Source organism: Bacillus sp. FH (assembly GCF_052216825.1).
Taxonomy (GTDB): Bacteria; Bacillota; Bacilli; order Bacillales; family Bacillaceae_G; genus Bacillus_A; species Bacillus_A paranthracis.
This window is the reverse complement of sequence record NZ_JBQOUU010000001.1, coordinates 2539810-2552181: the sequence shown is the minus strand read 5'-3', so window position 1 is coordinate 2552181 and position 12372 is coordinate 2539810. Positions and strand designations below refer to the sequence as shown.

The following is a 12372-nucleotide window of genomic DNA, read 5'->3' as shown; positions in this document are numbered from 1 at the left end:
GAATAAAAAAGGAACGAATTTCGTTCCTTTTTCACGATTTATATGTGTAAAAATTTCTCTACCTTTTCGTCTGGTAAAATGTTTCCGACGAAAAATGTTCCGAATTCACCATAACGAGCACTTACTTCATCGAAGCGCATTTCATATATAAGCTTTTTAAATTGAAGAACATCGTCAGCGAATAATGTTACGCCCCACTCAAAATCGTCGAATCCAACAGATCCTGAAATAACTTGGCGTACTTTACCTGCATACTGGCGACCAATTTTACTATGACTGTACATCATTTTCTTACGTTCCTCCATTGGAAGCATGTACCAGTTGTCATCACCTTGTCGACGCTTGTCCATTGGATAGAAGCAAATATGATTTGCTTTCGGTAACTCAGGATATAAGCGAGCTAAGATTTGTGGATTTTGGTATGGATCTTCATCAGCTGGAAGGTAGTTGCTTAGTTCAACAACAGATACGTAAGAGTATGCAGGAACCATATATTCAGCTAAAGTTGTTTTATTCAATTCTGTTTCAATTTCATTTAACTCTTCCATTGTTGGACGTAAAATCATAAGCATAATATCAGCTTTTTGGCCAACAACTGTATACATTGCGTGACTGCCCTTTTTTGCAGCAGCTACGTCGTTCCATTTTTCAACGACATTTAAAAATTCAGACACAGCTTGTCCGCGTTCGTCGCTAGATAATGTTTTCCATGCAGCCCAATCAATAGAACGTAAATCATGTAAACAATACCAGCCATCTAACGTTGTTGTTGCTTCACTCATTCTATTCACCTCAGTTAATGATAGTTTTACACGTTAACTATAGCATATATAGTTTTAAAATCATCTATATAAAACCTTGGCGCATAAAATTGTCACATTTAAGTGTTTAAGCAAGGTGAATTTAACGGCTGAATTTTATGAAAATATAATCATTTTTATTTTATCTATTTTTTGGGAGCTATAAGTTTAAAATATAGAGGAAAAGAAGTATTCTTAAAGATAGAGTTTTTTAACATATGTAGGAGGGTTTATTCGTGAGCAACTTATTTACAACAGTAAAAGAAAAAGTTCAAGGAAAAGGCATTTCTATCGTACTTCCTGAAGGAACTGATGAAAGAATTTTAGGCGCTGCAGAGCGTTTAGCAAAAGAAGAGTTAGTAAAACCAATCTTAGTTGGTAATAAAGAAGAAATTAGCGCAAAAGCTGCTAGCATGAATTTAACATTAGCAGGCGTTGATATTTACGATCCAGCTACATACGAAGAAATGGATGCAATGGTAGCATCTTTCGTTGAACGCCGTAAAGGTAAAGCAACTGAAGAAGACGCTCGCAAAATCCTTAAAGACGAAAATTACTTCGGTACAATGCTTGTATACATGGGCAAAGCACACGGTTTAGTAAGTGGTGCAGCTCACTCTACAGCTGATACAGTTCGTCCAGCACTTCAAATCATTAAAACAAAACCAGGCGTTACAAAAACTTCTGGCGTATTCATCATGGTACGTGAAGAAGAGAAATATGTATTCGCTGATTGTGCAATTAACATTGCACCAAATAGCCAAGATTTAGCTGAAATTGGTATCGAAAGTGCGAAAACTGCTGAACTATTCGGCATTGATCCACGCGTTGCTATGTTAAGCTTCTCTACAAAAGGTTCTGCGAAATCTCCAGAAACAGAAAAAGTTGTAGAAGCAACTCGCATTGCAAAAGAAATGGCTCCAGAATTAGCTCTAGATGGAGAATTCCAATTCGATGCTGCATTCGTACCATCTGTAGCTGAGAAAAAAGCTCCAGGTTCTACAATTAAAGGTGATGCTAACGTATTCGTATTCCCAAGCTTAGAAGCTGGTAATATCGGCTACAAAATCGCTCAACGTTTAGGTAACTTCGAAGCAGTAGGACCAATCTTACAAGGTTTAAACATGCCTGTAAACGACCTATCTCGTGGATGTAACGAAGAAGAAGTGTACAAGTTAGCTTTAATTACAGCAGCTCAAGCACTTTAATTCTATAACGAATTGAAATAAAGACCGTCGCTAAAATAGCGACGGTCTTTATTTTTCTAAGCCAAGTGCTTTATTGTTACGATCAATAATACGTTGTAAATTCGTCTCATATAAAGGTATTTCATCTATTGTTAATTGAGATGGTGTTAACTTTGGAGCGAATTGCTGCAATGTTTTTAAAAGGCGCATCATTAAATCTTGTACTGTAATGGTTTCGCCAAGTAATTCTGAAAGTGAAGCCATCGTACTCGGTACAATTTCAGGATAAGTAAAGCGTGTTTCTTCTCCTTGAATGGCTAGGTTGTAGAAATCACGAACAAGTGCGGCACGTTCAGAGCCACTTCCTGTAGCACAGAGATAAATTTGGACAGCGACACCACCGCGAATACGGCGCTGTGAAATACCAGCAAATTTTTGGTCGCGAATACTTAAATCGTAGCTACCAGGGCAGTAAGAACCAACGATTTCTTTTGCCTCAATTGTAACATCGTAATCCTTTAACATTTCCTGAATTAAATGCCACATTGTATCGTATCCAAGATCAATATCGATACCTTTTTCCGTCTCTTGGAATAAAAGTGATACGTTTAACACACCTTCATCAAGTACGACTGCAAGCCCGCCAGAATTACGAACGATAACATTGAAGTCGTTTTCTTTTAAAAAGGAAATACCTTCTTCTAAGTGTGGTAGGCGTGAATCTTGAATGCCAAGAACAATTGTATTGTGATGAACCCAAGAGCGCATTGTTGCAGCTGATTCGCCCTTTCCAATGCTTGTGCATAATGTATCATCCATTGCGAATGATTGAAGTGCATGGAATGTTGGTCCTAAACTAGACTGATCTACAATACGCCACTCTGGCTGAGATAAAATGGAACGGGAATTGCTCATATAACTAACCCCTTATCTTTAAAATGACAATCTCTATTATAGCAAAAAATAATGAAAGTAGTTTTTAAGAGAAAACCTTACTGAATTGTAAGGTTGTTGTAAGGAAAGTGAATTGGTTAAATGATCTAAGATGGCTAAACTAAGAGATGTAATTATTGATTTTAGGAGGCATACAAATGAAAAATGTTAAATTAGGAATCGTAGCGATTATGTCAGCTGCTGTATTTAGTGGCTGTTCTATTATGGATATGATTGCACCACAAGCAACGGGTGTTGTTATGTACGGAGATGAAACAGGCGTTCAACAAACAATGGATCAATATAAAGATAAAATTGAATCTCAAAATAAATTTGAAGCTAAACTAGGTACTGTTAATGAGAAAAAGGTTTTAATCATGAATAAAACAACGGCTGAGAAGATGGTAAAGGAAAACATGCTGAAAAAAGTAGTGAAAGAAGATGTAGAACCTATTAAAGCATTGCCGGCTATTTCTGATGAAGCTGGAATTGTATTTGCTAAAGAGGAACAAAAAGATGTAGTAATTGATGGAAAGAAAATGAAGTACGAAGGCAATGTAGTAATTGGTGATGCGCGTAAATATACAGATATGTATGCAGTTGTTAGTGATGCAGAATATGCAAAAATAAGTAAACCGGTAAAAACAATTGGTTTAGCATCCTTTAAAGAGAATCCAAAGGAAAAGATTTTTCCAGATATAAAGAGGGATTCTAAAGTAGAAGAAGCACATATGGTTGAAGTGAAATAACAAAAAGGATGCATGTAATGCATCCTTTTTACTCTGCAATTTTTTCTAAATTACCGTTTCGATCCATTCGGAAAGATGTTTGAGAACGTTCTTCTTCATCCATGACTGCCAACTTACGAGCGCGGTTCATAATGTTCATAAGTGTTTCGTAATCTTCTTGTACAGTATGAGATTGTTTTTCTAATTTTTCCAGTTTCTTTTCTAGTTCTTCATTTCGAAGGATTTGTGATTTAATTTCTTGTTTCAATCTCGTATTCTCGTTTTCAAGAGCTGTCACTTTTATATTTGAAGATCCGACTGTTTGTAAAAAATAAATAACATCTTGCATTGTCATAGAGCCTTTTGCGGTAGGAACGGTAGTTTCTTGATATGGAGTAGCTTCTTTATATTGTACAATTGATTCCTCTTGTACGAACTCTTCATAATTAGTTATCGAATCTGAAGCTGGTGGTGTATAAAGTAAACGCTTTTTCGCTTGTTCACCACTTGCAGCACGCATTTTATCTTTACGATGTTTTTTTGCTAGTTGAAGAGCTTGTTCATAGCTATAGCGAACAACAGCATTCCAACGGAAACCACAGGCAGCCGATGTACGATTTAATCTGTCTCCTACTTCTTCAAATGCATTTAATTGGGTACTTCCTTCTCGAACGTGACGAAGTACAGTTTCAGCAAGTAATAAATCATCCTCATCCGTCCAAGCATCTTGTCTTACTTTCATAGATTCAACTCCCTTTCTTTTTATGAACTTCCTATTTTTATAATGGGCAAAAAAGTGAGCTTTTATACAAAGCTTTTAAAAATATGGTAGATTTCGATGAGAGGTATAAAGTGAAACTTTCATCAGTGGGGAGGTTCTTCATCCCCTACCTAACTTCTTTGCTTTCGCTGAATTTTAAGGTGGGGATCTTACTGCCCATTAAAGCGGGATAAATTTTGCCAAGAATGACGGAAGCTGCTGTAGGAAAACATATACATATGTAGCATTATATGTGGAAAGAGCGTCGAAAGGAAACTTGCAACGAGCTTCAAAGAGCGGTAAAATACCATTTAGTGTTTATTTTTAAATGTACTTGAGAAAAGTTTAAAATAGAGGAAGTGTTATATAATGGGAAACGAATTTCGTGTGTGTGATGATTGTCAGGCAACGAACGTTAAAACGCTGATTCCAAAGCTAAAAAAAGTAGATTCATGTGCAACGATTGAAGTTGGATGTCAGTCTTACTGTGGCCCTGGCCGTAAAAAATCATTCGCATTTGTAAATAATCGTCCAGTTGCAGCGCCAACAGAAGACGAATTAATTGTAAAAATTGAGGCAAAGTTAAATAAGTAAGGAAAAGAAGAGTGAACAGATTACTCTTCTTTTTTTATGCCCATAAGAGGAAGAATCTATTCTGAGAAAGCTTAACTGGTGATGATAATAGTTCATGACAGATAGGCATTATCTATTTATTAAGGTCTCGGCCTATATGAATTTGTATTTCAAAATAATGGTTGACAGTCTTTTGAAGCGATAGGTAGAATAGAAGGTGTCTGATTCTGAGAATCATTATCAGAAAAGGGCCGATTCATTTAATTTTTTTATTGCTATTTGAGAATAAATTTCATTTCATTAAATTAAACATATGTTGTTGGTTAGGATGGTTGAGGGATGGAAGCGAGCGCAAGGAGTATAGAACAGCAAGATGTGAATGTTAAAGAGATTAAGAGCAGGCCGCTCATTGCCTCTATTATTTTAGTAGCAGGTACAATTTTGTTAGCTTTAAGCATGGCACTGTCTATTTCGTTTGGTGCTGCAGATATTAGTTTAAAGACTGTATGGCAAGCTGTATTTCAGTTTGACGGTTCTATTACGCATCATAATGTAATTCAAGAACTTCGCATGCCTAGAGCAATAGGGGGCGTAGTAGCAGGTGCCTTTTTAGCGGTATCAGGAGCAATTATGCAAGGTATGACGCGAAATCCACTTGCATCACCATCGTTAATGGGGATTACAGATGGGGCTGTGTTTGGAATTGCAATTATGTATGCATTCTTCCCTAATTCACCTTATTTAATGTTCGTTATCGCATCTTTTATTGGTGCTGCGTTTGGAGCGAGCATTGTATATGGAATTGGATCTTCTTCACCAGGTGGATTAACGCCTGTGAAATTAGCTTTAGCGGGTGCCGCGATTAGTGCTTTATTAGGGGCCATTTCATCTGGAATTGCGCTATATTTCAATCTTGCCCAAGAGGTAAGTATGTGGAATGCAGGCGGAGTTGCTGGAGTGAAATGGGAAAGTATTAATATGTTAGTACCGATTGGTCTAGTTTGTCTCTTCATTGCAATTATGATGTCGAGGTATATTACAATTTTAAGCTTCGGTGAAGAAATTGCGATTGGACTTGGTCAAAATACGACATTAATTAAATTTATCGGGACAGTACTTGTTCTTGTGTTAACAGGTTCGGCAGTTTCTATGGCAGGATCGGTTGGATTTGTTGGTCTTGTCATCCCACATATGACTCGTTTCCTTGTAGGCTCAGACTATAGATGGGTTATTCCATGTTCTGCGGTCTTAGGCGGGCTGTTAATTGAATGTGCAGATATGTTATCTCGCGTTATTAATCCGCCGTTTGAAACGCCAATTGGAGCAATTACAGCGCTAATTGGGGTTCCATTCTTCCTCTACTTAGCACGTAACGAAGGGAGAGGAAAAATGTGAGGACAAGTGTCTTAACAAAAAAGAACGTTTCGGTTTTAACAATTTTAGTAGGATTAATCGTTACTGTATTTTTAGTGAGTTTAAATACAGGGACATTTAAAATACCGCCAATGGACGTATTAAAGTCATTGGTTGGACTCGGGGCTGAAGATCAGTCTGTTATTTTATTTGAATTCCGTATGCCGCGTATGGTCATTGCTATATTAGTTGGATCTGCTTTAGCTATGTCAGGTGCGATCTTGCAAGGGTTATCACGAAATCCACTTGCTGATCCAGGTATTATCGGTATTAACGCTGGAGCGGGATTAACAGTTGTTATCTTTGTCTACTTTTTCTTCGGGAAAGTAGGAACTGGTACATTTTTATCTGTATTCATTCTTCCGTTCTTCGCACTAGTTGGAGCGATATTAGCAGCTGTTATTATTTATTTACTAGCATGGAAAGACGGCGTTTCATCTACTCGATTGATACTTGTGGGTATCGCTGTTGCAGCCGGGTTTGGTGCTGTTAGTTTAATTTTTTCTATGAAGATGACATCTAACGATTTCCGCTTTGCTACGATTTGGTTAGCAGGAAGTCTTTGGGGCACAGATTGGAAGTTCGTGCTAAGTGTCCTTCCATGGATGGTTATTTTCTTGCCACTAGCTATTAGTAAAGCACACATACTAAATGTAATGAACCTAGGCGACTCTACAGCAGTTGGTCTTGGTGTAAACGTAGAAAAGGAAAGACGTAAATTATTATTTATTGCAGTTTGTTTAGCAGGTGCATCTGTCGCTGTTGCCGGAGGAATTGGTTTTATCGGTTTAATGGCTCCCCATTTAGCGAGGCGCCTTGTTGGTGGGAAACATCAAATTATGCTGCCTACAGCTGCACTAATAGGAACGTTTTTACTTTTATTCGCAGACGTAATTTCAAGAAGTGTGTTACCAACTTCAGAAATACCGGTCGGTCTTGTTATTTCTGTAATTGGTGCACCGTATTTTATATACTTACTTATGAGGACAAAGTAAAGGGAGGCTTTTTGTATGGCAACTTTAGCAGTTGATGCGGTATCTGTTGGCTATAATGAAGGGTTAATTATTGATGGATTAACAGTTGAAATTCCGGAAGGGAAAATTACAACAATTATTGGACCAAATGGTTGTGGAAAGTCCACATTATTAAAAACGGCTTCTCGTATTTTGAAAGCAAAAAAAGGTACTGTTTATCTTGACGGAAAAGCAATCGAGAAACAACCAACGAAAGAAATCGCAAAGAAAATGGCAATTTTACCACAGACTGCAGAAGTACCAACTGGCCTTACTGTATTTGAACTCGTTTCATATGGACGCTTTCCTCATCAAAAAGGATTTGGAACGTTGAAAGAAGAGGATTATCGCTACATTCATTGGGCACTTGAAGTGACGGGAATGACAGAATTCGCAAATCGTCCAGCAGAGGCATTATCAGGTGGGCAACGTCAACGCGTATGGATTGCAATGGCTCTTGCACAAGGGACAGAATTACTCGTATTAGATGAACCGACAACGTACTTAGATATGGCTCATCAATTAGAAGTATTAAACTTATTGAAAAAGTTAAATGAAGAAGAAGGTAGAACGATTGTTATGGTTATCCATGACTTAAACCATGCTTCTCGTTTCTCAGATCATATGATTGCATTAAAAGCTGGTAAATTAATGAAACAAGGAACGCCAGATGAGGTGATGACGAGTGAAACACTTCGTAATGTATTTGAGATTGAAGCTCAAATTGTTCCATGTCCAGTAAACTGTAAGCCAATTTGTTTAACGTATGATTTAGCGATGATTAGTAATCAATTGCGTAAAAAAGCATAAGTAGAATCCCCCTCGTAAAGAGGGGGGCTTCTAATGGACGTTGAGCTTCTTATTAGTAAATAGGAAGTTGAACACCCGTTAGAACGGGGGCATAAGCAACAATTAATCAATATATATTTATTAATTGTTAACCTTGTTTCTTATAGTTCACTGTAACTTATAAGAGAAATACAGCTAGAAGGAGTGGGAACATGAAGAATTTTAAAATGGCGTTATTAGCAATGGTACTAGTCGTTACTTCTGTACTATTTGCAGCTTGTTCTAACAAAGAAGAGGAGAAAGCAGATGCGAAGGATGCGAAGACTGAAGAGCGCACTGTACAACATGCAAAAGGGGAAATTAAAATCCCTGCAAATCCCAAGAAAATTGCTGACCTTAGTGGTTCAACAGAAGAATTATTAATCTTTGGTATGAAACCAATTATTACTGCTAATACATCTCAAGAAAAAATTGATGCACATATTGAAAAGAAATTAAAAGACGTAAAACCAGTTGGTTCTGCTTGGGGAGATAAAATTAACATCGAAGCAGTAGCTGCTGCAAAACCAGACTTAATTCTTGTAAATAATCGTCAAGAAAAGATTTATGATCAATTATCTAAAATTGCACCAACAGTTATGTTAAAAACTCCATTAGACCAATGGCGTCCAAAATTCGAAGAAGTAGGTCAAATCTTCGGTAAAGAGAAAGAAACAAAAGAATGGTTCAAACAGTATGACGAAAAAGCAAGCAAATTACATGACAAAATCGTTGCGAAAACTGGCGATGCTAAATTCATGAAAATGGCTGCATATCCAAATGCTTTCCGTGTATACGGTGACTACGGTTACGGTAGTGTAATCTTTAATGATTTAAAATTACCAGCAGTTAAAGGTACACCAACTGATAAACCGTTAGTACAAGTACAAAAAGAAGCTTTAATCGATTACAACCCAGATTACTTATTCGTATTTACGACTGGTGACGGTTCTCAGCGCCTAAAAGAATTCCAAGAAGAATCAATTTGGAAAAATATGAACGCTGTTAAAAACAACCACGTATTTACAATTAAAAACGAAGAATTAAACAAAGGTTACTTCCCACTAGGTAAAGAAATGATCTTAGATGAAGTTGCTGAGTTCGTTTTAGGTAAATAATATATAAAAAGAGATCACTTTTACCCCGGTAAAAGTGATTTTTTCTTTATATAAGGGCAATTAATATAGTCTTTCATTTCTTTCTGTTTCCTATTTCGTTTATAATATATAGTAAGAATGCAGTAAAGAAAGGGGGATGTCGGAAAGTGGTATATTTAAACGACAAACTCAGCGAAACAAAAGTGTTTAAAGACCCGGTACATAAATATGTGCACGTACGCGATCGTGTTATTTGGGATTTAATCGGAACGAAAGAATTTCAACGCTTGCGCCGTATTAAGCAGCTTGGAACGACATTTTTTACATTTCACGGTGCAGAGCATAGTCGCTTTACTCATTCGTTAGGTGTATATGAAATTATTCGTCGTATGATTGATGATGTGTTTGATGGCAGACCGAATTGGAATGCTGAAGATAGATTGTTATGCTTATGTGCGGCATTGCTTCATGATGTCGGTCACGGTCCGTTTTCTCATTCGTTTGAAAAAGTATTTTCATTAGACCATGAGAAATTCACGCAAAAGATTATCGTTGGAGATACGGAAATTAATCGTGTATTAAGTCGTGTGGATAAAGATTTCCCACAAAAGGTAGCCGATGTAATTGCGAAAACATCTACTAATAAATTAGCGATTAGCATGATTTCCAGTCAAATTGATGCAGATCGCATGGACTATTTATTAAGAGATGCGTATTTCACTGGCGTAAAGTATGGAAACTTTGATATGGAACGTATACTGCGCGTTATGCGTCCGTACGGAAATCAAGTAGTTATTAAAAATAGTGGTATGCATGCTGTTGAGCATTATATTATGAGTCGTTATCAAATGTATTGGCAAGTATATTTCCATCCAGTAACTCGAAGTGCTGAAGTTATTTTAACGAAGATTTTACACCGTGCAAAATCATTGCATGAGAAGTACTATACATTTAAAAATCACCCTGTTCATTTCTATTCTTTATTTGAAGAAGAAGTAACAGTAGAGGATTATTTAAAGTTAGACGAGAACGTTATGTATTATTACTTCCAAGTATGGCAGGACGAAGAAGATCCAATTTTAAGTGATCTATGCCGTCGTTTTATGAATCGAAACCTATTTAAATATGTAGAGTTTACAGATAAGCACGGTTTAGATAATTGGATGGAATTAAGTAGCTTATTTAAAAAGATTGGACTCGATCCAGAATACTATTTAGTAGTTGATTCAACATCAGACTTACCGTACGACTTTTACCGTGCTGGTGAAGAAGAAGAACGTCTACCAATCTTACTTCTTATGCCAAATGGAGAACTTAGAGAGCTTTCACGTGAATCGGATATTGTTGAGGCGATTACTGGTAAGAAGAGAAGGGATCAAAAGCTATTCTACCCGCATGATTTAATCTATGAAGATGGAAGAAAAGGAAAATATAAAGAGAGAATCATCGAGTTACTCGAAGGCAAAAAATAAGAAGCAGCTAATGGCTGCTTCTTATGAAAGAACTTGAAATTATTTGTCGCTTAAGCGTTTTCCGCCAACTGCATAATGGTTTTTAGACATTTCTTCAATGAAAACAACGATGTTTTCTTCAGGAGCACCAGTTGTTTCGCTTACTGCTGCTGTTACTTTCTCAGCAAGAGCTTTCTTTTGTTCCTCTGTGCGTCCTTCTAGCATTTTCACTGTTACGTATGGCATATATAATCGCTCCTTTTATGTAAGTTACACTCTTATTATAGCGGATTATGTGGAAGAACAATCAAAAAACAAATAATTTCTTTTTTTGACATATTGAAGAGGAGATGAAGCATGGATCAGTTATTTAGATACCCGTTGCACCAAATTCCTTTGGTAGCAATGGCCATTATTATCGCATTATCAGTGCATGAATTTGCGCATGCATATGTAGCATATAAATTTGGAGACGATACAGCAAAGAGACAAGGGCGCTTAACTTTATCGCCGATGGCACATTTAGATCCTATCGGGATGATTGCTGTATTAATTCTTGGTTTTGGTTGGGCGAGACCAGTTCCTGTTAACCCATATAACTTTAAAAGACCTCGTCTTGCAGGTATATTAGTTTCAATTGCAGGACCGATTAGTAACTTAATTTTAAGCGCAATCGGTTTAATTATTTGGTATAGCTTATTAACATTTGGTGTATTAGACTCAATTCCATTTGCAGTAGCAGATACGCTAGCTCAATTTTTCCAGATTTTTATTATGTTGAATATCGTTTTACTTGTCTTTAACTTATTACCAATCCCGCCACTTGATGGATATCGCGTAGTGGAGGATTTAGCACCAACAAATATTCGTGCGAAAATGACACAGTATGAAAAATACGGGGCAATTGCTTTATTAATTCTAGTTATTACACCGCTTAGCAATTACACAATCCAACCTATTTTTAATGTTGTCATTCCATACGTATTTGCATTTTTAAACAGTATTATTGCGCCTATCTTTGGCCTTTTATAATCATTAAGTGAGGAGGAATTTACATATGACAGAGAAAAAGAAAAAAATCGGTTTTAATATCGTGAAAAATGATTCAACAGATGGACATGGTGGTTTTGGCGTTGGGGCATTAAGTCTAGAAAACATTTCACCTGTATTTGTCGATGTACTAGAGAAAACAGCATTTGTTGATATCGGTGCGATGCATGCACGTAGTACAGTAGAAAAAGGTATTAAGTTTTTAACAAATAAAGATGAAGTTCCAAACGGAAAACCATACTGGCTTGTATGGGTAACGATTGAAAGAACAGCAACAGGTGCGTATTACGCAGGTGTAACAGCTTGTGAAATGACAGTTGACCGTGAAATTCGCCGCGGATATAAGTCACTTCCAGAGCACGTAAACAAAATGGATAAATCATTGAAGCGTCACATTATGGTTGAACATATGGACGAATCATCTAAAAAAGTACTTGGTACATTCTTAAAAGAACATAATGAAGCGATTTGGAACGAGTCTAGCGAAGAATTGCGCCGTGCATTATTAAGTGAATAAAAGAAAAGGATGTCTCACTAGT

General features: G+C 36.8%; 14 protein-coding genes. 10 read left to right on the top strand and 4 right to left on the bottom strand.

Annotation, left to right across the window (positions count from 1 at the left end; genetic code table 11):
• Positions 1–38 precede the first annotated feature (38 nt).
• Positions 39–782, bottom strand: a complete 744-nt coding sequence (hemQ, locus tag ACTT1L_RS13485) for a hydrogen peroxide-dependent heme synthase (RefSeq protein WP_001287585.1) — start codon at positions 780–782, stop codon at positions 39–41.
• Positions 783–1036: 254 nt separating this feature from the next.
• On the opposite strand from hemQ, the gene pta reads away from it, so the two are divergent.
• Entirely contained in the window at positions 1037–2008 is a 972-nt protein-coding gene (gene pta / locus ACTT1L_RS13480; RefSeq protein ID WP_000067214.1) for a phosphate acetyltransferase, read from the top strand.
• A gap of 48 nt (positions 2009–2056) precedes the next feature.
• Here pta and ACTT1L_RS13475 read toward each other — a convergent pair whose 3' ends face one another.
• Positions 2057–2902 carry a lipoate--protein ligase family protein gene (locus ACTT1L_RS13475; protein ID WP_000071927.1) on the bottom strand — a complete coding sequence of 282 codons (846 nt, stop codon included), beginning with the start codon at positions 2900–2902 and terminating at the stop codon, positions 2057–2059.
• 176 nt (positions 2903–3078) lie between these two features.
• Here ACTT1L_RS13475 and ACTT1L_RS13470 point away from each other — a divergent pair, with 176 nt between their 5' ends.
• Positions 3079–3669: a lipoprotein BA_5634 family protein gene (locus tag ACTT1L_RS13470; RefSeq protein ID WP_240814408.1), complete on the top strand. Its 591-nt coding sequence runs from the start codon at positions 3079–3081 to the stop codon at positions 3667–3669.
• Between the two features lie 28 nt (positions 3670–3697).
• On the opposite strand, the gene ACTT1L_RS13465 is transcribed toward ACTT1L_RS13470, so the two are convergent.
• Positions 3698–4390 carry an RsfA family transcriptional regulator gene (locus ACTT1L_RS13465; protein ID WP_000868375.1) on the bottom strand — a complete coding sequence of 231 codons (693 nt, stop codon included), beginning with the start codon at positions 4388–4390 and terminating at the stop codon, positions 3698–3700.
• Between the two features lie 387 nt (positions 4391–4777).
• Here ACTT1L_RS13465 and ACTT1L_RS13460 point away from each other — a divergent pair, with 387 nt between their 5' ends.
• From ACTT1L_RS13460 to ACTT1L_RS13435, 6 genes are all read left to right on the top strand, one after another.
• The gene (locus ACTT1L_RS13460; protein WP_000526077.1) at positions 4778–5002 is read left to right on the top strand and encodes a DUF1450 domain-containing protein; all 225 of its coding nucleotides are present in this window, start codon (positions 4778–4780) and stop codon (positions 5000–5002) included.
• A gap of 318 nt (positions 5003–5320) precedes the next feature.
• Positions 5321–6376 (top strand): FecCD family ABC transporter permease, encoded by a 1056-nt coding sequence (locus ACTT1L_RS13455; protein WP_000388276.1) that lies wholly within the window; start codon positions 5321–5323, stop codon positions 6374–6376.
• Complete coding sequence (locus ACTT1L_RS13450) at positions 6373–7389, top strand: FecCD family ABC transporter permease (RefSeq protein WP_001260776.1); 1017 nt, start codon at positions 6373–6375, stop codon at positions 7387–7389. The genes ACTT1L_RS13455 and ACTT1L_RS13450 overlap by 4 nt, the downstream gene beginning before the upstream one ends.
• Before the next feature lie 15 nt (positions 7390–7404).
• On the top strand, positions 7405–8217 hold the full coding sequence (locus ACTT1L_RS13445; RefSeq protein ID WP_000212060.1) for an ABC transporter ATP-binding protein: 813 nt from the start codon (positions 7405–7407) through the stop codon (positions 8215–8217).
• 191 nt (positions 8218–8408) lie between these two features.
• Positions 8409–9353, top strand: coding sequence for an ABC transporter substrate-binding protein (locus ACTT1L_RS13440; RefSeq protein ID WP_061131892.1), 945 nt, complete (start codon positions 8409–8411; stop codon positions 9351–9353).
• Positions 9354–9499: 146 nt separating this feature from the next.
• A complete protein-coding gene (locus tag ACTT1L_RS13435; protein WP_000262739.1) occupies positions 9500–10804 on the top strand; it encodes an HD domain-containing protein in 1305 nt (434 codons plus the stop codon).
• A 39-nt stretch (positions 10805–10843) separates the two neighbouring features.
• Here ACTT1L_RS13435 and ACTT1L_RS13430 read toward each other — a convergent pair whose 3' ends face one another.
• Complete coding sequence (locus ACTT1L_RS13430) at positions 10844–11029, bottom strand: 2-hydroxymuconate tautomerase (RefSeq protein ID WP_001147171.1); 186 nt, start codon at positions 11027–11029, stop codon at positions 10844–10846.
• A gap of 111 nt (positions 11030–11140) precedes the next feature.
• Between ACTT1L_RS13430 and ACTT1L_RS13425 the strand changes: the two genes are divergently transcribed.
• Both ACTT1L_RS13425 and ACTT1L_RS13420 read left to right on the top strand, forming a co-directional pair.
• Entirely contained in the window at positions 11141–11815 is a 675-nt protein-coding gene (locus ACTT1L_RS13425; protein ID WP_000372461.1) for a site-2 protease family protein, read from the top strand.
• A 25-nt stretch (positions 11816–11840) separates the two neighbouring features.
• Entirely contained in the window at positions 11841–12350 is a 510-nt protein-coding gene (locus tag ACTT1L_RS13420; protein WP_000136688.1) for a YwhD family protein, read from the top strand.
• Positions 12351–12372 lie beyond the last annotated feature (22 nt).

Coding starts and splice junctions, on each gene's coding strand:
- hemQ (WP_001287585.1), bottom strand. CDS start 782: ATGAGTGAAGCAACAACAACGTTAGATGGCTGGTATTGTTTACATGAT.
- ACTT1L_RS13475 (WP_000071927.1), bottom strand. CDS start 2,902: ATGAGCAATTCCCGTTCCATTTTATCTCAGCCAGAGTGGCGTATTGTA.
- ACTT1L_RS13470 (WP_240814408.1), top strand. CDS start 3,079: ATGAAAAATGTTAAATTAGGAATCGTAGCGATTATGTCAGCTGCTGTA.
- ACTT1L_RS13465 (WP_000868375.1), bottom strand. CDS start 4,390: ATGAAAGTAAGACAAGATGCTTGGACGGATGAGGATGATTTATTACTT.
- ACTT1L_RS13460 (WP_000526077.1), top strand. CDS start 4,778: ATGGGAAACGAATTTCGTGTGTGTGATGATTGTCAGGCAACGAACGTT.
- ACTT1L_RS13455 (WP_000388276.1), top strand. CDS start 5,321: ATGGAAGCGAGCGCAAGGAGTATAGAACAGCAAGATGTGAATGTTAAA.
- ACTT1L_RS13445 (WP_000212060.1), top strand. CDS start 7,405: ATGGCAACTTTAGCAGTTGATGCGGTATCTGTTGGCTATAATGAAGGG.
- ACTT1L_RS13440 (WP_061131892.1), top strand. CDS start 8,409: ATGAAGAATTTTAAAATGGCGTTATTAGCAATGGTACTAGTCGTTACT.
- ACTT1L_RS13430 (WP_001147171.1), bottom strand. CDS start 11,029: ATGCCATACGTAACAGTGAAAATGCTAGAAGGACGCACAGAGGAACAA.
- ACTT1L_RS13425 (WP_000372461.1), top strand. CDS start 11,141: ATGGATCAGTTATTTAGATACCCGTTGCACCAAATTCCTTTGGTAGCA.
- ACTT1L_RS13420 (WP_000136688.1), top strand. CDS start 11,841: ATGACAGAGAAAAAGAAAAAAATCGGTTTTAATATCGTGAAAAATGAT.